This is a genomic window from Sphingomonas aerophila, from assembly GCF_014199305.1.
GTDB lineage: Bacteria > Pseudomonadota > Alphaproteobacteria > Sphingomonadales > Sphingomonadaceae > Sphingomonas > Sphingomonas aerophila.
In genome coordinates this window covers 44,955-67,038 of the sequence record NZ_JACIJK010000003.1, presented here as the reverse complement: position 1 = coordinate 67,038, position 22,084 = coordinate 44,955, and the positions used below count along the sequence as shown (strand labels likewise).

The following is a 22,084-nucleotide window of genomic DNA, read 5'->3' as shown; positions in this document are numbered from 1 at the left end:
GACCACGCGGGCGCTCAGGCCATGGCGCGCAGCAGATCGTCGATGCCGACAAAGGCGAAGCCGATCGAGCTGTCCGCGATGCCATAGGGAAGGAAAAGGGCGTTGCCGTGCCTGATCGCCCCGCAGGAGTAAACAACGTTGGGCACATAGCCCTCACGATCCTGATCCTTGGCGGCGAGGATCGGTTCACGGGTGCGGCCGAGCACCTTGGACGGGTCGTTCTTGTCGAGCAGCGCGGCGCCGATCGAGTATTTCCGCATCGCGCCGACGCCGTGGGTCAGCAACAGCCAGCCCTCGTCCAGCTCGATGGGCGGCCCGCAATTGCCGATCTGGACCAGCTCCCACGGGAACACGGGCGTCAGGATCCGCTCGCCCTCGTCCCAATGTTCCAGCGTGTCGGATTTGAGCAGGAACAGGTTCTCGCCATCCTGCCGGCCGATCATCATGTACTGGCCGCCGACCTTGCGCGGGAACAGGGCCATGCCCTTGTTGCGCGCGGCAGGGCCGGTCATCGGCACCAGGTCGAACGCGCGGAAATCGCGGGTGCGCATCAGCTCCGACTGGATCACCGACCCGTTATAGGCGGTGTACGTGCCGATCCATTCCTGCTGGCCATTGTCGTGCGTGAAATGCACGATGCGCAGGTCTTCCAGCCCCTTTGACTGGGCGATCGTGATCGGGAAGATCACCGTCCCCGACAAGGTGGAATCGCGGTGACGGTGCACGGTGACCGGCCCATCAACCACCCCGTCATCGGGACGGTTGTGGATGTCGGCGGACGTCGCAAAGGGCGGCTCTGGCGCGAGCTTCAGCTGATGATCGTCGGTGATGATGCCTTCGCGGAAGGCGACGGAGCTGATGTGCCCTTCACCCACGGACCGCATCGACATCAGGATACGCATCGACCCTTCGGACATACCGGACTGGTCGAAATGCGGCACCGCGCTGGGGTTCATCAGCGCGGCGGCGGCGTAGCTGTATTCGTGGCAGAAATAGGCGCCGATCAGCTGCCGCCTTTCATCGCTGATCTGGCTGCCGTCGAGCTGGAGCTGTTCCTCGATCTCCGCATAGCGCGTCATGAACACGCGCCGGGTCTGCCAATGACGCGCCTCGAAATCCTTGAGCACGATCTCCAGCTCGTCGCGAGCCTCCTCGATCGTCATTTCCAGGACTTCGCCGACCAACCGTTCAACACGGCTGGGCACCACGCCGTTGGACGTGCTGGCAATATGAAACGGGCGCACGACGACCCGCGAGGGATCGGCGTGCAGCCGGAGGCGGTGGTTGAACAGATCCATCGCGAACTGAAGACCCTTGTTACCGTCTAAGGGTCTTGTCGCGAATAATTAAGCGACCGCCCGCGGCGCTCCTGCCACGCCTTGCGTCGCCTTTGAAAGCCCTGAAATCGCACAGCTTGCAAGTTGAAGGGCCAAAATCGACTCAGCGCCCTGATTGCGGTTCAAGCCGGTAGGAGTCAGTCCGTCAAAGCACCCACCGTCAGCCGCCGTCGCGAGCGGCAGGTTGAGGTCGTTGGCACCCAGGAACCAGCCATAGGCCCGCTCCGCCTCCGCGATCCAGCGCGTGTCACCGGTCGCATGAAAGGCAGCGGCACAGGCTTCAACGGTCGCCTGAGCCTCCAGCGGTTGCTGGTCGAAGGGCAGCGGCTCCGCATAGGGACGACCGAAGCTTTCGTGGCCGACGGCGCGGAAGCGACCTTCGGGGCTGGTCTGCTTTTCAATGATCCAGTCCAGCGTATCCAGCCCGACCCGGACGTAATCCTCGCGGCCCAGCGCCTGGCCCGCGACGATCAGCGCCTGTGGCAGGCGCGCATTGTCATAGGCCAGCACGATTTCGAACCAGCGCCACTCGGGACGACGCGCTTCTTCCATCAGGCGAAGGTGCTGGTCGGGGAAGCGCTCCAGGATCTGGCGCGACAGGGTGTGGCCGGGGCTCGCCTCCAGCATGGCGGCGGCGCCAAGCATGGCGAACGACTGCGCGCGCAGGGACTGGAGCTCAAGTCCGATCGAGGCGGTCGCGTCAAAGAACATGCGCGCCCAGTCGCGATGCTTCTTGTCGACGGCATCGCGCGCGGTCACACCCAGCGCCCACAAGGTGCGGCCGTTCGAGTCCTCAGACCCGACATCCTCGCACCAGCTACGATCGAAGCGCATGAAGTTGCGATAACGGCGCTCGTCCGGGTTCCACGCATATTGGACGAACGACGCGTAGGTCGTCATCCATTTGTCGCGCAGCGTCGGATCAAGCTTGTCCATCGCCGACACCAGCATCAGCGCGCGGGCATTGTCGTCGATGCAATAGCCGTGGCGGCGATCGGGGATCGAGAAGATCGCATGCTGGTACATGCCGGTCGAATCGCTCATCCGCTCAACGGCGGAGAAGTCGGGCGGCAACAGGCGGGTGGGTTTGGTCGCGTTGGGAAGGCGACGCGGACGCGCGTCGACAATGGCCTCGATCTCCACCATCGCCGCTTCGGCCAGGCGCGGCCAGATCATCGTGCGGCCGCGGGCATAAGCGCGCTCCTGCAGTCGGCGGCGGTCGCGGCCGCTGGACAGCAGGCGGTCGATCTCACGCGCGAAAGCGCTGCTGTCGCCGAAGTCGACCAGCACACCATGGCCGTCGGCCAGGATTTCGGTCGCATGGACATAAGGTGTGGAAACAACCGCCTTGCCGACGCCGACCGCGTAGCTGAGCGTTCCGCTCGTGATCTGGGCGGGGTTGTTGTAGGGCGTAGCGTAGATGTCCGCCGCCTGCAGATAGTCGATCAGCGCGTCATATTCGACGAACTCGTCGATGAACGCGATGTTGTTGCCGACGCCCAGCCGCTCTGCCTGCGCCTTCAGACGGTCACGATAGGCCTCGCCCTCATGCTCGACCAGGTGCGGGTGGGTGGCGCCGAGCACCACGTACAGCAGCGACGGGTGCCGCGACGCGATCGCTGGCAGCGCCTCGATCAGCGTCTCGATGCCCTTGTTGGGCGCAAGCAGCCCGAACGTCAGCACGACTTCCCGGCCCTGCCAGCCGAAACGGTCCTTCATCGAATCGGGATCGACCAGCGGACGGTCGGGAACACCGTGCGGGATGTTGACGATCTGGCGGGTGTTGGCGCCGTAGACGCGGCGCAGGATCTCACGCCCGCGCTCGGCCATCACGATCACGCGGTCGGCACGGCGCAGCAGCGCTTCCATCACGCGGCGCTCATCGGGATTGGGCCGTTCGAGGATGGTATGCAGGGTGACGATGACGGGCAGCGAGCTGCGGTCGAGCAGCGCCAGCAGGTGGTCACCAGCCGATCCGCCAAAAATGCCGTATTCGTGCTGGACCCAGATCGCCTGCGCGCCGCTCGCCTCGATCTTGCGGGCAGTTTCCAGATAGGCAGACAGGTCGTGCTGGTCGATCGAGCCGGTTACGTCGGCCGGGTAGGAGTAGCGGCCGGGCTTGTCGTCCATCGCCCACACGTCGACCGACATTTCTGGGAAACGCTGGCGCAGTGCGGAATAGACGTCGGTGGTGAAGGTCGCGATCCCGCACTTTCGCGGCAAGAAGTTACCGATAAGCGCGAGATGATTGATTTCGTGCCCCAGCACCTTCGCCATCGAACCCTCTGATGTGGATCACTGCGCCCATGGGCAGCCAATTCATCCAACGACTTGCTTAGGATTAAGTTTCAAAATCCGCCGCAGTGCAGCAAAGAATCTGACGATCGGTTCAGAATCTGCGCTCAACCGCGGCCGCGATAGGATTGCACCCCCTGGTCGGGCAGCCACAGGGACGATGGCGGCGGGCCGGACTGCCAGAAGACGTCGATCGGAATGCCACCCCGCGGGTACCAGTACCCCCCGATGCGCAGCCACACAGGCGCCATTTCCGTGACCAAGCGCTCCCCGATCCCCACCGTGCAATCCTCGTGAAAGGCGCAGTGGTTGCGGAAGGAGCCAAGGAACAGCTTCAGCGACTTGGATTCGACAATGGTGTCGCCCGGCACATAGTCGATGACGAGATGAGCGAAGTCGGGCTGGCCGGTGACCGGACACAATGACGTGAATTCCGGCACGGCAAACCGGACCAGATAGGTTCGGCCCGTGCGCGGGTTGGGCACATAATCCAGCACGGCCTCTTCCGGCGTGGCGGGAAGCGAGCTGGTCTGTCCGAGATGCATGGGGGTCATGCGCCGCCATGTAGGGCGCCCACGCCGCGCGTGCCACCGTCGATCGACCCGCGGCGCGCCTTCATCCGGACAGGGCCGTACGGGTCGGCTATGACGCGGGCATGACCACGCTTATCCCCGTGCTCGGTGACCAGCTGTCGCCAACCTTGTCCTCGCTGACCGGGGCGGACCAGTCGGACACGGTGTTGCTGATGATGGAGGTGGCGGACGAGACCGCCTATGTCCGCCATCACAAGACCAAGCTCGCCTATATCCTGTCCGCGATGCGGCACCATGCGCAGGCGCTGGAGCAGGCCGGGTGGCGGGTCGACTATGTCCGGCTGGACGACCCGGACAACCAAGGCAGCTTCACAGGCGAGATGGCGCGCGCGATCGCACGCCACGCGCCCGACCGCATCGTCGTGACCGAAGCTGGCGAATGGCGCGTGGTGGCCATGATCGACAGTTGGGAAACGCTGTTCGGCCTGCCCGTCGAGATCCGGACCGACACCCGCTTCATTGCCACCCATGCCGAGTTCGAGACCTGGGCCAGCCGCCGCAGCGAGCTGACCATGGAATATTTCTATCGGGAGATGCGCGCAAAGACCGGGCTGCTGATGGACGGCGGCAAGCCCACGGGCGCCCGCTGGAACTTCGACAAGGAGAATCGCAAGCCCGCCCAACGCGACCTGTTGATGCCGCGCCCGCTTTCCTTCGCACCCGACGCGATCACGCAGGAGGTTATCGCGCTGGTCCAAAGCCGCTTTGGCAATAATCCGGGCGGGCTGGACGGGTTCGATTATGCGGTGACGGCGGCGGACGCGGAGCGGCAGGCCGCCAGCTTCATGGCCAATGCGCTGCCCCGGTTCGGCGACTATGAGGACGCGATGCTGACGGGGGAGCGCTTTCTGTGGCACTCGATCCTTTCGCCTTACCTCAACTCGGGCCTGCTCGATCCGCTGGACCTGTGCCGTCGTGCGGAGGCGGAGTATCGCGCGGGTCGTGCGCCGCTCAATTCGGTGGAGGGCTATGTTCGCCAGATCCTGGGATGGCGCGAGTACATGCGCGGCATCTACTGGCGCGAGGGGCCAGACTATGTGGACCGCAACTATTTCGGCCACACCCGTGCGCTGCCCGGCTGGTACTGGACGGGCGACACCGACATGCACTGCATGGCGCAGGCGCTCGGGCAGACGCTGGCTACGGCACACGCGCATCACATCCAGCGCTTGATGGTGACCGGCAACTTCGCGCTGCTGATCGGTGCGGACCCGAAGCAGGTGCACCTGTGGTACCTGGAATGCTATCTCGACGCATATGAATGGGTGGAATTGCCCAACACGTTGGGAATGAGCCAGTTCGGCGACGGCGGCCTGCTCGGGTCCAAGCCGTACGTGTCGTCGGGAGCGTACATCAACCGCATGTCGGATTACTGCGGCCATTGCCGCTATGACGTGACAAAGCGGGTCGGCGAGGAGGCGTGCCCGTTCAACGCGCTCTACTGGGACTTTCTCGCCCGGCATGAGGAGAAGCTGCGGCCCAATCGCCGGCTCGCCATGCCGTACCGGACCTGGGACAAGCAATCGGCGGAAGCCCGGGCCGCTACACGGGGGCAAGCGGCGGTGTTCCTGGCCAACCTGGATGCGAGCGGGGCTGACGGGTACTGAGGGGCCCCGAGCCGTGGTCACGACAGCCCTTCCCCACCGCAACGCAGCCGTTAGGATTGGCGGATGGACACGCTGGTTTCGACTGAGTGGCTCGCCGCGCACATGGGTGCGAGCGACATCCGCATCCTGGATGCGACATACCATCCGAACTTTCCGGGTGAGCCGCCGCGCGATGCCGCGGCCGAATGTGCCGCCGCGCACATTGCCGGCGCGCAATTCCTCGACCTTGCCTCGTTGCGCGACACGGCCAGCAACCTGCCCATGATGCTGCCCAGCGCCGACGCGTTTGCGGCGCGGCTGGGCGGGCTTGGCGTCGGCGACGACACGCATATCGTCATCTATGATCAGGCGCCGCATCGCACCGGTTCGCGGGCCTGGTGGATGTGCCGAGTGTTCGGGGTCACGCGGGTGAGCATCCTGGACGGCGGTCTGGCCAAGTGGCAGCGAGAGGGCCGGCCGGTCCGCAGCGGCACCGAAGCGAAGCCCGAGCCGACCCACCTGACCGTGCGTTTCGACCCGAGCGTCCTGCGCTCGCTGGGGCAGATGCGTAACCTGGTCACGACCGGCGCCGAACAGATCGTCGATGCGCGATCCGCGTCGCGGTTCAGCGGCGTAGAGGCCGATCCGCGGCCCGATACGGCGGCCGGGCACATCCCGGGTTCGGTCAACCTGCCCTATCCGCAGCTGTTCAGGCCCGACGGCACCTTCAAGACAGCAGACGAGCTGCGCGCGGCGTTCAGCCAGGCGGGAGTCAGGCCCGACCGCCCCTTGGCCCTGACCTGTGGGTCGGGGATCACCGCCAGCACGCTTGCGGTGGCGGCGCACCTGATCGGGCAACCTGCGGCGGTGTATGACGGCAGCTGGTCAGAATGGGGATCGCGGCCGGACACGCCAAAGGCGACCACCTCCGCCTGACGCTGTCGGGGGCTGGCGCGCGGGCGGTCGTGCGCTAAGCGGGCGTCATGGCCCATGACCCCGACCAGCCGCCACGCCGCCCCGCCACGCTCGTCGCGCAGGCCGGGCGCCGCCCCGAATGGACCGGCGGGATCGTCAACCCGCCGGTCTGGCGCGCGTCCACCATCCTGTACGACACGGTTGCGGACCTGCGCGCGGCGGGGGGACGGGACACCCACCACCGCCTGTTCTACGGTCGCCGCGGCACGCCCACGCAATGGTCGCTTGCCGACGCCCTGACAGAGCTGGAGCCCGGGGCGGAGGGGACGTTCCTGTACCCGTCGGGCGTGGCCGCGATCGCGGCGGCGCTGATGTCGGTCCTGGCACCTGGCGATGAGCTTTTGTGCGTCGACAGCGCCTATGACCCGACCCGCAACCTGGCGAACACGCTGCTGAAGCGCTTTGGCATCACCACGCGCTTTTACGACCCAACCATCGGTGCGGGCATCGCCGAGCTGATCGGCGAGCGCACGCGGGCGATCATGATGGAAAGTCCAGGCAGCCTGACGTTCGAGGTACAGGACGTGCCCGCCATCGTCGCGGCGGCCAAGGCGCGCGGTGTCGTGACGCTGCTCGACAATACCTGGGCGACACCCCTGCTGTTCCCGGCCATCAGGCATGGCGTGGACCTCACCATCCTGGCCGCGACCAAGTATATCGTCGGCCATTCGGACGTGATGATGGGATCGGTGACGGCGGGACCCGGCCATTTCGCCCGATTGCAGGAAACAAGTTTCCAGCTGGGCCAGGTGATCAGCCCGGACGATGCATGGCTCGGCAGCCGCGGGTTGCGGACGCTCGCCCTCCGTCTGCGCCAGCATGGCGAGAGCGCGCTCCGGATCGCGCAATGGTTCGCCGAGCAGCCGGGCGTCGCGCGGGTGCTGCACCCGGCGCTGCCATCCTGCCCGGGCCACGACCTGTTCCGCCGCGACTTCCTGGGCGCATCCGGGCTGTTCGGGGTGGTGCTGGAGGGAGACGAGGATCGGTCACGTTGGGAGCCGGCCCGCGCCGCGTTGATCGACGGGCTGCGCCATTTCGGGATCGGCTATAGCTGGGGCGGCTTCGAAAGCCTGGCCCTGCCGATCGACCCCGCCCGCTATCGCACGGCGACGCGCCGCGAGGATGCGGGCCCGATGATCCGGTTGCAGATTGGACTGGAGGACCCGGACGACCTGATCGCCGACCTGGACGCGGGGCTTTCCCGATACCGGGAAAGCCTTTCCTGACGAGGTGGAGGGCGGCCTGCAGCCGCCCTGCCCTTACTTGCCGGGCGTAGCCGCCCGCGCGTCCTGCCCGTCGCCCTCGGGCGCTGCCACGATGTCACGGGTGGTCGCGCCCTTGTCGACCACCGGGGTCGCGGGATCACCGGCGGTGGAGCGTACGCCCGCATCCGCCGAGTCGCCGCCAGCAGCGTTCAAGGCCGCCGTCTCGCCTGCGCTGCGACCAGTCTGTGCGCCGAACAGCGCCTCCAGCGTCTGGGCGTTGCTGGTGCTGTCCTGCGGACGCGCGGCGCCCGGCTGCGGCGGGGTCAGCGCGAAATCGGGCGGAATCACCAGCGGCGCCTGGCGCGCCACGGCAAACTCATCGGGACGGGCGCGGTCATAGCCACGCTTGCCGCAGCCCGACAACAGGGCCACGCCAGCAAGGCCCAGGGCAATCGGCACGATCTTACGCATTAACATTCTCCACAGGCGCTTTTTTCGGCTTCTCGCGCATCAAAAGCGCCCGAACAAGCAGGACCAGCACACCCAGCGTAATCGCTCCGTCCGCGACATTGAAGACCAGGAAGGGGCGCCATTCACCGAAATGCAGGTCACAGAAGTCGGTGACATAGCCCAGGCGGACGCGATCAATGATGTTGCCCAGCGCACCGCCCAGCACCGCGCCGAGCGCGATCTGGTCCGCACGCGTCTTTTCACGCGTCATCCACACCGCCACCGCGGCCGCGATGGCGCCGGTCATGGCGACCAGCAGCCAGCGCGAGGTGTGGCTGTTCGCGGTGAGCAGGCCCAGAGACACGCCATAGTTGGGCACGAAACGTAGCGCGAAGAAGCCGGTCAGCTCCCGCGCGGCGCCCTCCCACGCGATCCCGAGCGGGCCGGTAACAATCCACTTGGTAAGCTGGTCGAGGCCGAGCAGCAGTGCCGCCACCCCCAGCCCGGCACGCGGCAGGTTACGCATGGGCCACCACTCCCGTACAACGGTCGCACAATGCGCCGTCCTGCGTCACTTCGGGCAGGTGGCGCCAGCAGCGGCCGCATTTATCGTAATCGGTCCGGGTCACGGACACATCATCGGCGTGCGACACCTTCGCCACGATGAACAGCTCGGTCAGGTCGGCGGCGGGCAACGGCAGCTCGGGCACGGTCACCGCCGCTTCCAGGCTGGAGCGGACCGTCTTTTCGCGACGCAGCGGCTCGATCGCCTCCGTTACCCGCACCCGCAGCGCGCGCACTTCCTGCCAGTCGGTGCCAAGCATCGCGTCTCCCGGCAGGCTGGGCAGTTCGGGCCAGGTCAGGAAGTGCACGGACCCGTCTTCGCTTGGGAAGCGGGCCTGCCACACCTCTTCGGCGGTGAAGGGGATGATCGGCGCGGCCCAGCGCACCAGCGCGTGGAACAGCGTGTCGAGCACGGAACGATAGGCGCGCCGCTTAACGTCCGTCGGCGCGTCGCAATACAGCGAGTCCTTGCGGATATCGAAGAAGAAGGCCGACAGGTCGTCCTGCGCGAAGTCGGTCAGCAGGCGCAGGTAGCGGTTGAACTCGAACCCGTTCGCCGCCTCCTTCAGCTCCGCATCGATCATGCCGAGGCGGTGGATGATGTAGCGCTCCAGCTCCGGCAGGTCGCGGACCGGCACGGTTTCGGCCTCGCTGAACCCGTCCAGCGCACCAAGCAGATAGCGGAACGTATTGCGGAGCTTGCGATACGCGTCGGACGCCGTCGCCAGCACCTCCTTGCCGATTTTCACGTCGTCGAAATAGTCGGTGGAGGCGACCCACATGCGCAGGATGTCCGCGCCCGATTCGCCGATGATCTTCAGTGGATCGACGACGTTGCCGAGGCTCTTGGACATCTTGCGTCCCTGCCCGTCCAGCGCGAAGCCATGGGTCAAGACCGCGTCATAGGGCGCACGCCCGCGCGTGCCGCAGCTTTCGAGCAGCGACGACTGGAACCAGCCGCGATGCTGGTCGGAGCCCTCGACATACAGGTTGGCCCGGACGCCCTCGCCATAGCGCGCCTCGATCGTGAAGGCATGGGTGGACCCCGAGTCGAACCACACGTCGAGGATGTCGTTGACCGGCTGGTAGTCGGCGACCGCGTAGTCGGAACCGAGCAGCGCCTGGTGATCGGCGGTGAACCACGCGTCCGCGCCGCCCTGGCGAAAGGCTGCCACGATCCGCGCGTTGACGGCCGGGTCGTTCAGATACTCGCCCGTCTGGCGGTGGACGTAGAGCGCGATCGGCACGCCCCAGGCACGCTGGCGGCTGATGACCCAGTCGGGCCGCCCCTGCACCATGGACGTGATGCGGTTCTCGGCGCGCGGGGGCACCCAGCGGGTCCGGGCGATGGCGTCCAGCGCAACCTCTCGCAGCGACGCGCCGTTGCCGATCACGTCGCCCTGCCCCTCGTCGGACGGCGCGCGGTCGCTGATCTCGCGGTCCATCGGGATGAACCATTGCGGGGTCGCGCGCTGGATCAGCTTCGCCTTTGAGCGCCAGGAATGCGGATAGCTGTGCGCGAAGTCGTCCGACGCCGCGAGCAGCGCGCCCGCGTCGCGCAGGTCCGAACAGATCGGGCCGTCGCTGGCGACGAACTTCTTGTTGATGACGCTGCCCTGCCCGCCCAGCCACGGCCAGTCGGAACGGTAGAAGCCCGCGCCATCAACCGCGAACACGGGATCAATCCCGTGTTGCTTGCACAGCAGGAAGTCGTCCTCACCATGGTCGGGCGACATATGGACGAGGCCGGTGCCGGCGTCGGTCGTGACGAAGTCGCCCGGCAGCATCGGCCGCGGCTTGGCGAAGAAGCCGCCGAGGTGGTGCATCGGGTGGCGGGCGACGGCGTCCTGCAGGTGCGTGCCGTTGATCTGGCGGTCAACGATCTGCTGCAAGTCTGCTTGGTTGTCGCCCGTAGTCTCCGGAAGGGTGGAGAGTGTAATGCCGCTACGGCGCTCGAATGCCTCCTTTAGATCGAAGGCAATCAAGTAACGCTTTCCGTTAGCGCCCTGAAACAGGTGATAGTGAACGTCAGGCCCGTAGGCCAAAGCCTGGTTCACCGGGATCGTCCACGGCGTGGTCGTCCAGATCACCGCATGTGCGCCGACCAGTTCGGGCGCGTTCGGGGCCTCGACGATCTCGAACGCGACGTCGATCTGGGTCGACACGACGTCCTCATACTCGACCTCGGCCTCGGCGAGCGCGGTCTTCTCGACCGGGGACCACATCACCGGCTTGGCCCCGCGATAAAGCTGGCCCGACTCCGCGAACTTCAGCAGTTCGCTGACGATCGTCGCCTCCGCGTCGTAGTTCATGGTGAGGTAGGGATCTTCCCAGTCTCCCATCACGCCCAGCCGCTCGAACTCGGCTCGCTGCACCGCGACCCACTTGTCGGCATAGGCGCGGCATTCGGCGCGGAACTGGTCAACGGGAACGTCGTCCTTGTTCTGCTTCTTCGCGCGATAGGCTTCCTCGACCTTCCACTCGATCGGCAGGCCGTGGCAGTCCCAGCCGGGAATATAGGGCGCGTCCTTGCCCATCAGCGACTGGCTGCGGACGATGATGTCCTTCAGCACCTTGTTCATCGCATGGCCCATGTGGATGTCGCCATTGGCGTAGGGCGGGCCGTCGTGAAGGATAAAGCGTTCCGCCCCCGCGCGCTGTTCGCGCAGCCGCTGGTACAGCCCGATCCGCGCCCAGCGCTCCAGGATCGCGGGCTCCTTGGCGGCGAGGCCCGCTTTCATGGGGAAATCGGTCTTCGGCAGGAAGACGGTGTCTCGATAGTCGGGCGCGTCGGTCATGGGTGGGCGCGCTGTAGCCGAGCGCAGCGGTTAAAACCAGTTCCACGGCGCGCGGCCGAAGGATCAGGTCAGCGCAATATGTCCCGCGCCCGCTCGCAATCCGCTGCCATCTGCGCCTGCAACGCGTCCAGGCTGTCGAACCGGGCTTCGGGGCGCAGGAACTCGACCAGTTCGACCTCTATCATCTGCCCGTACAGGTCCCCGTCGAAGTCGAAGAAATAGGGCTCCAGCAGTTCCTTCGGCGGCGTGAACTGGGGGCGGATGCCAAGGTTCGCGGCCCCGTTCAGCACCCGCCCATCCGCCAGCCGCCCGCGCACGGCGTAGATGCCGTAGGCGGGGCGCAGATACTTGCCCATGTCGATGTTCGCGGTCGGGTAGCCGATCGTGCGGCCGACCTTGTCGCCATGCTGAACCTCGCCCTCGATCGCGAAGGGTCGCGTCAACAGCCGTGCCGCCGTCTGGCAGTCGCCAGCGCGCAGGGCAGCCCGGATGCGACTGGAGGACACCGGCTCACCGTCCAGCGACACCGGCCCGACCGCGTCCGCGCTGAAGCCCAGCACCTGCCCCGCCGCCGCCAGCGCCGTGACATTCCCGGCCTTTGCCCGGCCGAAGGTGAAATCCTCGCCCGTCACCACGCCGCCGACCTTCAGCGCCGCCACCAGGCGCTCGGCGATGAACGCGTCCGCGCTGAGGCCGGCGAGCTCCGCTTCGAAGCGAAAGACGACCATTGCGTCGGCGCCGGCCCGGGCGAACAGCCGCTCGCGCTGATCCAGCGTGGTCAGGCGAAAGGCCTCGGCATCGGGGCGGAAGAATCGCACGGGATGCGGATCGAAGGTCGCGACTACCGCCGGCCGCCCTTCCGCCCGTGCGCGCGCCACCGCCGCCCCGACCACCGCCTGGTGACCAAGGTGAAAGCCATCAAAGTTTCCGAGCGCAACAATCCCGCCGGCGAGATGGGCGGGAATGGCCGCGCTGCCGTCCAGCCGCTCCATCGTGGGTCGCGCTATAAGGGGCGAGGTTGAACGATGCCAGCCGGCTTGGCCCCGCGAAGGCTCAGCCGCGAATCAGGCTAACGAAGCTGTAGGCGGGTACCCCGTCAGCGGCGGGACGATCCTCCCGCGCGACTTCGGTGAGGCCGGTGAAGGGGGGCACCGATGCGTTACCATCGGGCGCGCAATGCACCTCCGTCAGTTCGACCCGATCCGGCGTGAACAGCGCAAAGATCTCCGCACCGCCGATCACCGCAACCTCCCCCTGCCCCGCCATCGCCAGGGCCTGTTCGGGCGAGTGCGCGACCTCCGCGCCCGTTGCGCTCCAGGCCGGGTCACGGGTCAGGACAATGTGACGGCGAGCTGGCAATGGCGCCGGGAAGCTGTCGAAGGTGCGCCGGCCCATCACCATCGGCTTGCCCATGGTCATGGCCTTGAAGCGCTTCTGCTCGCCGGGGATGTGCCAGGGAATGCCGCCATCGCGGCCAACCACGCCATTGTCGGCGCGCGCGAGATAAAAGACGATCACACCGCCACCGGCGCCTTGATGTGCGGCAGTGCTTCATAGCCGTGCAGCACGAAGTCCTCGGGCTCGTACCCGTCGATCGCGGGTGCCCGTCGAACGATCTCCAGCCGGGGCAGCGGGCCGGGCTGCCGGACAAGCTGTGTGCGCGCCTGGTCGAGGTGGTTGAGGTACAGGTGGCAGTCACCGCCCGTCCAGATGAACTCGCCCACTTCCAAACCGGCTTGCTGGGCCAGCATGTGCGTCAGCAGCGCGTAGGAAGCGATGTTGAAGGGGACGCCCAGAAAGATGTCCGCCGACCGCTGGTAAAGCTGCAGGCTCAGCCGCCCATCGGCGACGTGGCACTGGAACAGGCAATGGCATGGGGCGAGCGCCATGGCGTGGAGTTCGCCGGGGTTCCACGCCGTGACGATGTGCCGGCGTGATGCGGGGTTGGTGCGCAGGTCCTCCACCAACCCGCGGATCTGGTCGATGTGGCGGCCGTCCGCGGCGACCCAGTCACGCCATTGCTTGCCGTAAACGGGGCCGAGCTCCCCCGCCTCGTCCGCCCACTCATCCCAGATGCTGACGCGGCGATCCTGCAACCAGCGGACATTGGTGTCGCCGCGCAGGAACCACAGAAGCTCCACGATGATCGATCGCAGATGAAGCTTCTTGGTGGTCAGCACCGGAAAGCCCTGCGCCAAATCGAAGCGCATCTGGTGGCCGAACACGCTGAGCGTGCCCGTGCCGGTGCGGTCCATCTGCCGCGTGCCGGTCTGGAGCACACCCTCCATCAGATCGAGATACTGGCGCATGACCGCTGCCTACTGCGTCCAGCGAACGGGCGCCACCAAAACGGACGTTGTAGCGCTCGCCCTGTTCAGATCCGCTGGGCAGAAGCTGAACGGTGCTGCTCCCCCACGATCTTGCTGCCGGCCGTTTGTTCATGCCGCTCGGCCGCCTGGCGAGCGAGGTGGCGGCTGTTGCCTATCTGGATGCGGCGCACGGGCTGATCGGCATGCGCCATGTGGCCGGTGCACGAAGCTGGCTGCATTTTCCGATCCGTTCGATCGTGCGCGACGCCCTGTCGCTCGACGCGCGGGGCGTGGTGATGGCGCATAATCATCCGAGCGGTCATGCAGAGCCAAGCGCAGCGGACCTCAGCTTTACGCGCCGCCTCGCCCTTTGCCTGGACGCGATGGACATCCACCTGCTCGACCATCTCGTGATCGCGGCAGACCGAATAACAAGCTTGCGGGCAGAAGGCGTCCTTTGACCCGCTCCGCTCGCCGCTAGATCCGACAGGCGCGGATCTTGGCGGGATCGGGACGAGGCCCAACCGGGCGGAACGCCGCCAGATACCCGCCGGCCGAGGGCATTTCCGTGGTCGAGACCTGGCGATAGCCGACCGCGGCGAACTCGCAGCGCAGCAGTTGTGGTGGCGTGCCATGCGCCTGGGTCGGGCGATTGGCGTCAACCACCACGACCAGCCCGTCCGGCTTTACCGAGGGGCGCAGGCGCCAAAGGAACTCATAGGGCTGCTCGATCTCATGGTACATGTGCACCATCAACACCCGGTCGAAGCTCTTGGCCGGCAGCTTGGGATCAGATGGCGCACCCAGGCGCACCGACACATTGTCCAGCCGCTCGCGTGCGACACGTTCGGCCAGCGCGTCGCGGGTTGCCGCGACGATGTCCTCGGCCAGTACGCGGCCCGTCTTGCCGACCTGCGCCGACAAGCGGATGGTGTAATAGCCTTCGCCCGCGCCGATGTCGGCGACCGTCATGCCGGGCGCGATCCCGGCCTGCTTCATCACCGTGCCGGCCTCGTTCAACCGGTCGCGCGCTTCCTCGGTGGACCAACGGGCGGAGACGATGCTGGCGACCGGGCGGTCGGCGGCCGGGAACGGGCCCGGCTGCTCCCCCTGTTTCTTGCGGATGAGCGGCTTGGACCCGTCGCACCCGCTCGCAAGCAGCATCGCGGCCACCACGACCGGGCTTAGAAACATGGTGCGCAGGCGCACCTAGTCGACATCCTCCACCGCCACGGTTTCGCCGGTCACGCGTTGCGAAAGCGCGGCGGCCATGAACGCGTCCAGGTCACCATCCAGAACGTCGCCTGGGGAGGTGGAGACCACGCCCGTGCGCAGGTCCTTCACCTGCTGATAAGGCTGGAGAACATAGGAGCGGATCTGGTGGCCCCAGCCGATATCGGTCTTGCTGGCGTTTTCCGCGCTGGCCGCGGCTTCGCGCACCTGCAACTCGCGCTCGTACAAGCGGGCGCGCAGCTGGTTGTACGCTTCCGCCTTGTTCTTGTGCTGCGAACGCTGGTTCTGGCACTGCACCACGATTCCGGTCGGAAGGTGGGTGATGCGCACTGCCGAATCGGTCGTGTTGATGTGCTGTCCACCGGCGCCCGACGCACGATAAGTGTCGATGCGCAGATCGCTTTCGTTGACCTCGACCTCGATATTGTCGTCGATCACCGGGTAAACCCAGACGCTCGAAAAACTGGTGTGCCGACGCGCGGACGAGTCATATGGGCTGATCCGCACCAGCCGATGCACGCCGCTTTCGGTCTTGGCATAACCATAGGCGTTTTCGCCCTTCAGCAGCAGCGTCGCCGACTTAATGCCCGCCTGTTCGCCGGCATGATAGTCGACCAGCTCCACCTTCATGCCGTGGCGTTCGGCCCAGCGCGTGTACATGCGCTGCAGCATCTCTGCCCAATCCTGGCTTTCGGTGCCGCCGGCGCCCGCGTTGATCTCGACATAGCTGTCGTTCGCGTCAGCCTCGCCCGCCAGCAGCGCCTTGACCTTGTCGCGGGTCGCACGCTCGGCAAGCTCTGCCAGCGCGCGCGTGCCCTCGTCAGCCAGCTCGGCGTCGCCCTCGGCGTCGGCAAGCTCGATCAGCTCGACAGTGCCCGCCAGCTCCTTTTCGATCGCGCGGGTGGCGCTGATCGCCTCGTCCAGCCGCCGACGCTCGCGCATGACCTCCTGCGCGGCCTTGGCGTCGTTCCAGAGCGTCGGGTCCTCGACCCGCGCGTTGAGCTCATCCAGGCGCCTGAGCGCGCGATCCCAATCAAGGAATCGGCGCAGCAGCTGGAGCGCATCGTTGATGTCGTCGACATGAGCCTGCGCTTCGGCGCGCATTGCATTCTCTCCATGGTGCCGGTGGACCGGTAACGTCCCGTCCCGGCCGGAACCGATATAGGGTGTGCGGCTAGTAGATTCCGCCTTCCCTTTGCAAGAAGTCGCTGTCCTGTGTCGGTCGTGCACGGGGCGCAGCCGTTGTTGGAGCGGCGGTGGGCACGATTCCGGTGTGCCGGGCGGCACGGCGTGGTTCGCTTTCGGGCTTGAACGCTTCCCAGATCACCGGCGCCTTGGGGTCGCTGGTCGGCCAGGCGCCGAATACCGGCCGGCCGCTTGCGCGATCGATACGCACCATGCGGATGCCGGCGGGCGCACGGAAGGGCAGCTTGTCCAGCCCGTCATAAGCTTTGGCCGCGAACTGCTTGAAGATCGGCGCCGCCAACGTGCCGCCCTGTGCATAGCCGCCAAGGCTGCGAGGCGAATCATAGCCGATGTACACGCCGCCGATGAACTGTGGCGCCCCGCCGATGAACCACACGTCGGTCGGTCCGGAATTCGTGCCCGTCTTGCCGAACATCGGTCGGTCGAGATCGCGCAAGATGGTGGCGGTGCCGCGCTGGACCACGCCCTCGGTGATGTGCACCATCTGGTAGGCGGTCATGGGATCGATGACCTGACGCATCCGGCTTGCCGGGCGGGGCATCGCCTTTCCGTCCCAGTCGCGTGCGTTGCACCCGTCGCAAGCGCGCCAGTTCTCCGGCATGATGACCTTGCCGTGCCGGTCCTGCACGAAGTCGATCAGGGTCGGCGTGTTGCCGCGACCATTATTCTCCAGGATCGCGTACGCATTGACCATGCGGCTGACGGTCGTCTCCCCAGCCCCCAGCGCAAAGGACAGATAGGCCGGGTAGTCGCCCACGCCCATGCGCTTCATCCGCTCCACCACCTTGGGCATACCGGTGGTGGCGGCGGCGCGGACGGTCATCAGGTTGCGGCTCTGCTCGATACCCCAGCGCAGCGTGTGCGGCCCCGAGCCGCCCCCAGTGAAGTTGCGGAAGCATTTGTTGCCCAGCCGCGCGCCCTGGTAGACGCAGAACGGCCCATCGACGATGATCGAGGCCGGGGTGAAGCCGTTGTCGAGCGCCGCGGAATAAACGATCGGCTTGATGGTCGAACCCGGCTGGCGCATCGCCTGGGTCGCGCGGTTGAAAGCCTGTAGCCGGTTGTCGAACCCGCCCTGCATCGCCAGCACTCGGCCGGTCGAGGGCTCCTCCACCACGAAGCCGCCCGAAATCTTGGGAATGGCCCGCAGCCCAAAGCCGCTGCCTTCCGGCGCAACCGCGATGATGTCGCCGGTCTTCAACGCGGCAAAGGCGGTGCCATTGGTCCCGCGCACCGGCATCTGCGCGCCAGATCGCGGTAAGGTGCCCGTCTGGCCGTTGGCGAACCCGATTGTCGCCTCTTCCGCGCTCTTGTCGACCACGATGCCGGCGCGCCAGTCGCGGTAATCCAGCCCGATATTGGTGTTGAGCAGCGCCTGCTGCCAGCGCCCGTCCTCGAATGGCTTCTTGTCGATCGGCCCTGCCCAGCCACGCCCGCGATCATAGCGGAGCAGGCCGTCGCGAAGCGCCTCGGCCGCCAGGTCCTGCAAACGGCCGTCGAGCGACGAGCGGACCCACAGCCCGCCCGAATAGACGCTGTACGGCCCGTCGCGCGCCGTCTCGCCGAACTTTCCGACCAGCTGGCGGCGCACTTCCTCGACGAAATAGCCGCCCCGCGCCTCGAACTTGGGCTTGCGGCGCAGCACCGCGCCGATCGGCTCGGCCTGGGCTTCGGCACGCTGGCTGGCGGTGACCCAGCCATTCTTCTCCATCTCACCCAGCACCCAGTTGCGCCGTTCCAGCGCGCGTTCGGTGTGGCGGAACGGATCGTAGTTGGACGGGCCCTTGGGCAGGATCGCGAGGTACGCGAGCTGCGCCAGGTCCAGTTGCTCCAGCTCCTTGTCGAAATACGCGTGCGCCGCCGCCTCGACGCCGAACGCGTTGCGACCGAGCCCGATCTGGTTGAGGTATAGCTCCAGGATTTGCGGCTTGGTCAGCGTATCCTCGATCTTCCAGGCGAGGATCGCCTCCTTCAGCTTGCGGCCATAGCTCACCTCGTTGCCGACCAGCAGGTTCTTGGCGACCTGTTGCGTGATGGTGGAGGTGCCGCGCGGGGTCGAACCCTTGACGATGCCCTGATATGCCGCGCGCACCAGGCCGGGATAGTCGAGCCCGTGATGCTCAAAAAACGTCTTGTCCTCCGCCGACAGGATCGCGTGGACCATGTTCTGCGGATATTCGGCAAAGGACAGCTCGACCCGCCGTTCGCGGGCATAGCTCTGGATCGGGGTGCCATCCACGCCGCGAACATTGGTCGGCAGCGGCGGCTCGTATGCGCGCAACTGGTCCACCGAGGGCAAAGTGCGGATCACCGTCACCCACACTACCGCATAGCCGATGACCGCCAGCGCCAGCAGCGCGGCCAGCGCCAACCCGAATCGACGACCCCAGCGGCCCCGGGCCCATGCGGGCAGGGGAAAGCGGGATCTTGCGACGGTGGAGGGATCGGACGCCATACTCGGCGCAGTCATCTAGCAGGTTCGCAGGCTGGGGAAAGCCGCTTGGCCGCTCGGCCCGTCGCTGGTCCAGGGCGGGCCGGGGTTCGCCCTGTTCGAGCGCCAGCCTCGTCAGGCCTCCATGCGATCAGCGTGGCAGCAATGCAGGCAGCTCCGGCAGCAGTTCGCGCGACAGGAAACCGAGCGGCGCCACTTTGTCGGCCAGCGTCCGCCCGGCTTGTCCGTGCAGCCACACGCCCCAACCGGTCGCGGCGAGCGGATCGACTCCGCGCGACAGCAGCCCGCCGATCACGCCGGCCAGCACGTCACCCGACCCAGCCACACCCAGCCCGCGACCGCCGCCGGGGTAGTGGAGGACCGTGCCGTCCGGCGCCGCCACCAGCGTTTCGACTCCCTTCAGCGCCACCACCGCACCAAAGCGCGCCGCCATTTCCCGGGCGATGTTTTCGCAATCGCGGTCGACATCCTCGACCTCACACCCGGCCAGCGCAGCCATTTCGCCGTGGTGCGGCGTCAGGATCAGCCGTCCGGCCCAGCCCTTCAACACCTTCTCGAGCGGTCCCGCACAGGCGACGGCGGCCGCATCCAGAACCAGCACTGCCTGGTCGTTCGGCGCATCGGCCAGCGCACGGACCAGATGCGCCACCGCTTCCTGGTCGCCCATGCCCGGGCCAAGTACAATCGCATGGTGGATTGCGGCCTGCTCAGCGACGATGCCCGCCGCTTCCTTTGCGATCTCGCCCTCTGCTTCGGCAAGGCCGACGACGCCCGATTCGGGAAATGCCACCCCGATCAAGGCCGCGGCGGATTCCAGCGTCGCGATCCGCACCCGGCCCGCGCCGACGCGCAGCGCCGCCTCTCCGGTCAGGCGGATCGCGCCCGGCACGCGTCGCGACCCCCCAATCACCAGCAGGCGGCGGCTGGTCTTGCTTGCCTCTCCGGTCAGGCCAGGCAGCGGGTGCGCGGCGCGCCAGTCGGCGTCAATCTCGATCACGAGGCCATCTTTCGGCGCGGCTCGACCGTGACGGGGGCGTCCTCCTCGATCATCGGCGCGACCGCGTTGAAGCGTTCCAGCATCAGTCCGCCATCGGCGCCCAGGCCCGGGTCGAAGCGGTATTCGGTGATCGAGCAGTTGGCGAGGGTTCCCGCCCGATCGATCGCCAGGATGCCCTCCTCGTCCAGATTCTCGATGACGTAACGCAGGCACAGCACCACCACCTGATGGGCCACGATCATCACCCGTTTGCCCGCGTGGTGAAGCGATACGGTGTCCATCAGCGACCGCAATCGCAGGATGACATCGCACCAGCTCTCACCGCCCGGCGGGCGATGGTAGAACTTTCCGTTCAGGCGGCGCAGCTCGGCTTGCTGGGGCTCCAGCGCGGCGATGCCGGCGGTGGTCAGGCCATCAAGGATGCCGAATTCCTTTTCGCGCAGCCGTTCGTCCAGGCAGAGCGGCTGGTCGCGAGCGCACCCGCCGGCGTCCCGGAACAGCCGCGCCGTCTCCCGCGCGCGCAGATAAGGCGACGCAAGCAGCACGTCAGGACGCTCGTCAGGTTCGTTGCGGGCGAACCATCGACCCAGAGCAGCCGCCTGCTCCTGCCCTTGCGACGACAACGGCACGTCGTTGTCGCGCATGCTCAGCTCGATTCGAAGGGAGCCCGCCGCATAAGCAGCCTGTCGCGCCAGATTGCCCGCGCTCTCTCCGTGTCGCGCGATCCACAACCGCGCCGGCCAGCGCCCGCTCACCCTATCCTCGTCATGCACCATCGAACGCAGCGCGCGAGCAGCGGTTGCAGGTTAGCGTGCCGCCATCCGCCGCGCGAAGTTCGCCTCCACCGCGCGCCGTACCGCGCCCGCGATCCGTTCACGCCCGCCGTTGCTGTCCAGGAACCCGGCATCCGCAGGATTGGAGATATACCCGGTTTCGAACAGGATGGACGGCATGTCGGGCGCTTTCAGCACCATCAGCGACGCCATGCGGTGGAACACCGGCTTGACCGGGATCAGCGGCTTGGCCTCCCGCCACAACAGCCGGGCAAAGGTGGCTGACGCATTCATCGTCTCGCGCTGGGTCAGGTCGATCAGGATGGACGATACGTCGGATCCCGCCTCTCCCAAATTGACGCCCTGGATCACGTCCGCCTTGTTCTCCCGCGCGGCAAGGCGGGCGGCTTCCTTGTCCGACGCAACTTCTGACAGGGTATAAACTGACGCGCCGGACGCGTCCTGCGTGCCCGTGCTGTCGCAATGGATGGAGATGAACAGGTCGGCGCGCAGGCGGCGTGCGATCCCGAATCGCTCGCGCAGCACCAGGTAGCGGTCGTCGTCACGGGTGAGCGCGACACGGACGCGGCCCGACGCTACCAAGTCATCGCGGATCGCCTGCGCGATCCGCAGCGTCACGTCCTTTTCGCGCAATCCGGACGTCGGGCTGACCGCGCCCGGATCAAACCCGCCATGGCCAGCGTCGATCACGACCAGCGGCCGGCCCTCCTCACCCGAGACGCGGGGCAGCGCCGCCGATCTGGCGCGCGCCGGAACGGGGATCGACAGTTTGATGCGGGGCGAGCGCGAAAAGCTGCGCAAGTTGAACGGAAAAAAGTCGAGCGGGCCGGCCAGGCTCGCCGCCACGAAAGCGGGAGCGTCAGCCTGTTTCAACTTGATCACCAGTTCGCGCCCGTCCCGCTCGAACGAGCCATCAGCCACTGTGACGGGGCGTGTCAGGTCAAGCTCGACCCGCGTCGCGCCGGCACGGCGAACCTGCCGAACGGCGCTGGCGATACCGAATGGTGCGGTTGGCCGACCCGGAGCCGTGTCCGGCAGGCTGACCACCAGCCGCCGCGGATCGGTGGTCAGCCGGGCGCTTGCGCTGGCCACCGGCGCGTCGAAACGGATGGCGAGCCGATCCGCCGACAGCGCGATGCCGGTGATCGCCGCCGCCAGGGCGGGCGAGCCCCCGAGCCAGCACAGCGCAAAGGCGAGGAACGCAAGCACGCCGCGTTCATGCCGTGCCGGCACGATGCCGGTCCAGCGAAAACCCATCACACAACCCCCGAACGCGCGCGACCGACCCGA

The 22,084-nt window shown here is 66.8% G+C and carries 19 protein-coding genes; 4 read left to right on the top strand and 15 right to left on the bottom strand.

What is annotated here, in order from left to right; translation table 11 throughout:
* Positions 1-14: 14 nt before the first annotated feature.
* The 3 genes from FHS94_RS05225 to queF all read right to left on the bottom strand — a co-directional run bounded on the left by FHS94_RS05225 (position 15) and on the right by queF (position 4,186).
* Entirely contained in the window at positions 15-1,298 is a 1,284-nt protein-coding gene (locus tag FHS94_RS05225; RefSeq protein WP_184055416.1) for a glycoside hydrolase family 130 protein, read from the bottom strand.
* 48 nt (positions 1,299-1,346) lie between these two features.
* Positions 1,347-3,614 carry a glycosyltransferase family 4 protein gene (locus tag FHS94_RS05220; RefSeq protein ID WP_184055414.1) on the bottom strand — a complete coding sequence of 756 codons (2,268 nt, stop codon included), beginning with the start codon at positions 3,612-3,614 and terminating at the stop codon, positions 1,347-1,349.
* Between the two features lie 125 nt (positions 3,615-3,739).
* The gene (gene queF, locus FHS94_RS05215) at positions 3,740-4,186 is read right to left on the bottom strand and encodes a preQ(1) synthase (protein WP_184055412.1); all 447 of its coding nucleotides are present in this window, start codon (positions 4,184-4,186) and stop codon (positions 3,740-3,742) included.
* A 101-nt stretch (positions 4,187-4,287) separates the two neighbouring features.
* Between queF and FHS94_RS05210 the strand changes: the two genes are divergently transcribed.
* The 3 genes from FHS94_RS05210 (at position 4,288) to metC (ending at position 8,012) form a co-directional block, all read left to right on the top strand.
* On the top strand, positions 4,288-5,832 hold the full coding sequence (locus FHS94_RS05210; protein WP_184055410.1) for a cryptochrome/photolyase family protein: 1,545 nt from the start codon (positions 4,288-4,290) through the stop codon (positions 5,830-5,832).
* 63 nt (positions 5,833-5,895) lie between these two features.
* Positions 5,896-6,747 carry a 3-mercaptopyruvate sulfurtransferase gene (gene sseA / locus FHS94_RS05205; RefSeq protein WP_184055408.1) on the top strand — a complete coding sequence of 284 codons (852 nt, stop codon included), beginning with the start codon at positions 5,896-5,898 and terminating at the stop codon, positions 6,745-6,747.
* A gap of 47 nt (positions 6,748-6,794) precedes the next feature.
* The gene (gene metC / locus FHS94_RS05200) at positions 6,795-8,012 is read left to right on the top strand and encodes a cystathionine beta-lyase (protein ID WP_184055406.1); all 1,218 of its coding nucleotides are present in this window, start codon (positions 6,795-6,797) and stop codon (positions 8,010-8,012) included.
* A 33-nt stretch (positions 8,013-8,045) separates the two neighbouring features.
* On the opposite strand, the gene FHS94_RS05195 is transcribed toward metC, so the two are convergent.
* The 6 genes from FHS94_RS05195 to FHS94_RS05170 all read right to left on the bottom strand — a co-directional run bounded on the left by FHS94_RS05195 (position 8,046) and on the right by FHS94_RS05170 (position 14,112).
* Positions 8,046-8,462, bottom strand: coding sequence for a DUF3035 domain-containing protein (locus FHS94_RS05195; protein ID WP_184055404.1), 417 nt, complete (start codon positions 8,460-8,462; stop codon positions 8,046-8,048).
* Positions 8,455-8,967 (bottom strand): signal peptidase II, encoded by a 513-nt coding sequence (gene lspA, locus FHS94_RS05190; protein ID WP_184055402.1) that lies wholly within the window; start codon positions 8,965-8,967, stop codon positions 8,455-8,457. Before lspA ends, FHS94_RS05195 begins: the two co-directional genes overlap by 8 nt.
* Positions 8,960-11,803 carry an isoleucine--tRNA ligase gene (ileS, locus tag FHS94_RS05185; RefSeq protein ID WP_184055400.1) on the bottom strand — a complete coding sequence of 948 codons (2,844 nt, stop codon included), beginning with the start codon at positions 11,801-11,803 and terminating at the stop codon, positions 8,960-8,962. The genes lspA and ileS overlap by 8 nt, the downstream gene beginning before the upstream one ends.
* A gap of 68 nt (positions 11,804-11,871) precedes the next feature.
* On the bottom strand, positions 11,872-12,795 hold the full coding sequence (locus FHS94_RS05180) for a bifunctional riboflavin kinase/FAD synthetase (protein ID WP_184055398.1): 924 nt from the start codon (positions 12,793-12,795) through the stop codon (positions 11,872-11,874).
* A 61-nt stretch (positions 12,796-12,856) separates the two neighbouring features.
* Positions 12,857-13,321 carry a dihydrofolate reductase gene (locus FHS94_RS05175; RefSeq protein WP_184055397.1) on the bottom strand — a complete coding sequence of 155 codons (465 nt, stop codon included), beginning with the start codon at positions 13,319-13,321 and terminating at the stop codon, positions 12,857-12,859.
* Positions 13,318-14,112 (bottom strand): thymidylate synthase, encoded by a 795-nt coding sequence (locus tag FHS94_RS05170; RefSeq protein ID WP_184055395.1) that lies wholly within the window; start codon positions 14,110-14,112, stop codon positions 13,318-13,320. Before FHS94_RS05170 ends, FHS94_RS05175 begins: the two co-directional genes overlap by 4 nt.
* Before the next feature lie 92 nt (positions 14,113-14,204).
* Here FHS94_RS05170 and FHS94_RS05165 point away from each other — a divergent pair, with 92 nt between their 5' ends.
* Complete coding sequence (locus tag FHS94_RS05165; protein ID WP_184055393.1) at positions 14,205-14,573, top strand: JAB domain-containing protein; 369 nt, start codon at positions 14,205-14,207, stop codon at positions 14,571-14,573.
* Between the two features lie 16 nt (positions 14,574-14,589).
* Here FHS94_RS05165 and FHS94_RS05160 read toward each other — a convergent pair whose 3' ends face one another.
* The 6 genes from FHS94_RS05160 to FHS94_RS05135 form a co-directional block, all read right to left on the bottom strand.
* A complete protein-coding gene (locus FHS94_RS05160) occupies positions 14,590-15,306 on the bottom strand; it encodes a class I SAM-dependent methyltransferase (protein WP_184055923.1) in 717 nt (238 codons plus the stop codon).
* 15 nt (positions 15,307-15,321) lie between these two features.
* Positions 15,322-16,449, bottom strand: a complete 1,128-nt coding sequence (prfB, locus tag FHS94_RS05155; protein WP_184055391.1) for a peptide chain release factor 2 — start codon at positions 16,447-16,449, stop codon at positions 15,322-15,324.
* Positions 16,450-16,519: 70 nt separating this feature from the next.
* Positions 16,520-19,006 (bottom strand): penicillin-binding protein 1A, encoded by a 2,487-nt coding sequence (locus tag FHS94_RS05150; protein ID WP_184055389.1) that lies wholly within the window; start codon positions 19,004-19,006, stop codon positions 16,520-16,522.
* A gap of 127 nt (positions 19,007-19,133) precedes the next feature.
* Positions 19,134-20,000 (bottom strand): NAD(P)H-hydrate dehydratase, encoded by an 867-nt coding sequence (locus FHS94_RS05145; protein WP_184055387.1) that lies wholly within the window; start codon positions 19,998-20,000, stop codon positions 19,134-19,136.
* A complete protein-coding gene (locus FHS94_RS05140) occupies positions 19,997-20,776 on the bottom strand; it encodes a histidine phosphatase family protein (RefSeq protein ID WP_184055385.1) in 780 nt (259 codons plus the stop codon). The genes FHS94_RS05145 and FHS94_RS05140 overlap by 4 nt, the downstream gene beginning before the upstream one ends.
* Positions 20,777-20,806: 30 nt before the next feature.
* A complete protein-coding gene (locus FHS94_RS05135) occupies positions 20,807-22,051 on the bottom strand; it encodes an N-acetylmuramoyl-L-alanine amidase (RefSeq protein WP_184055383.1) in 1,245 nt (414 codons plus the stop codon).
* Positions 22,052-22,084: the final 33 nt, after the last annotated feature.

Excerpts from the sequence above, each read along its gene's own strand:
- FHS94_RS05220 (WP_184055414.1), bottom strand. The coding sequence starts at position 3,614 with ATGGCGAAGGTGCTGGGGCACGAAATCAATCATCTCGCGCTTATCGGT.
- FHS94_RS05180 (WP_184055398.1), bottom strand. The coding sequence starts at position 12,795 with ATGGAGCGGCTGGACGGCAGCGCGGCCATTCCCGCCCATCTCGCCGGC.
- FHS94_RS05210 (WP_184055410.1), top strand. The coding sequence starts at position 4,288 with ATGACCACGCTTATCCCCGTGCTCGGTGACCAGCTGTCGCCAACCTTG.
- FHS94_RS05135 (WP_184055383.1), bottom strand. The coding sequence starts at position 22,051 with ATGGGTTTTCGCTGGACCGGCATCGTGCCGGCACGGCATGAACGCGGC.
- FHS94_RS05225 (WP_184055416.1), bottom strand. The coding sequence starts at position 1,298 with ATGGATCTGTTCAACCACCGCCTCCGGCTGCACGCCGATCCCTCGCGG.
- sseA (WP_184055408.1), top strand. The coding sequence starts at position 5,896 with ATGGACACGCTGGTTTCGACTGAGTGGCTCGCCGCGCACATGGGTGCG.
- FHS94_RS05160 (WP_184055923.1), bottom strand. The coding sequence starts at position 15,306 with ATGTTTCTAAGCCCGGTCGTGGTGGCCGCGATGCTGCTTGCGAGCGGG.
- ileS (WP_184055400.1), bottom strand. The coding sequence starts at position 11,803 with ATGACCGACGCGCCCGACTATCGAGACACCGTCTTCCTGCCGAAGACC.
- prfB (WP_184055391.1), bottom strand. The coding sequence starts at position 16,449 with ATGCGCGCCGAAGCGCAGGCTCATGTCGACGACATCAACGATGCGCTC.
- lspA (WP_184055402.1), bottom strand. The coding sequence starts at position 8,967 with ATGCGTAACCTGCCGCGTGCCGGGCTGGGGGTGGCGGCACTGCTGCTC.
- FHS94_RS05195 (WP_184055404.1), bottom strand. The coding sequence starts at position 8,462 with ATGCGTAAGATCGTGCCGATTGCCCTGGGCCTTGCTGGCGTGGCCCTG.
- metC (WP_184055406.1), top strand. The coding sequence starts at position 6,795 with ATGGCCCATGACCCCGACCAGCCGCCACGCCGCCCCGCCACGCTCGTC.
- FHS94_RS05140 (WP_184055385.1), bottom strand. The coding sequence starts at position 20,776 with ATGGTGCATGACGAGGATAGGGTGAGCGGGCGCTGGCCGGCGCGGTTG.
- FHS94_RS05150 (WP_184055389.1), bottom strand. The coding sequence starts at position 19,006 with ATGGCGTCCGATCCCTCCACCGTCGCAAGATCCCGCTTTCCCCTGCCC.
- FHS94_RS05170 (WP_184055395.1), bottom strand. The coding sequence starts at position 14,112 with ATGCGCCAGTATCTCGATCTGATGGAGGGTGTGCTCCAGACCGGCACG.
- queF (WP_184055412.1), bottom strand. The coding sequence starts at position 4,186 with ATGACCCCCATGCATCTCGGACAGACCAGCTCGCTTCCCGCCACGCCG.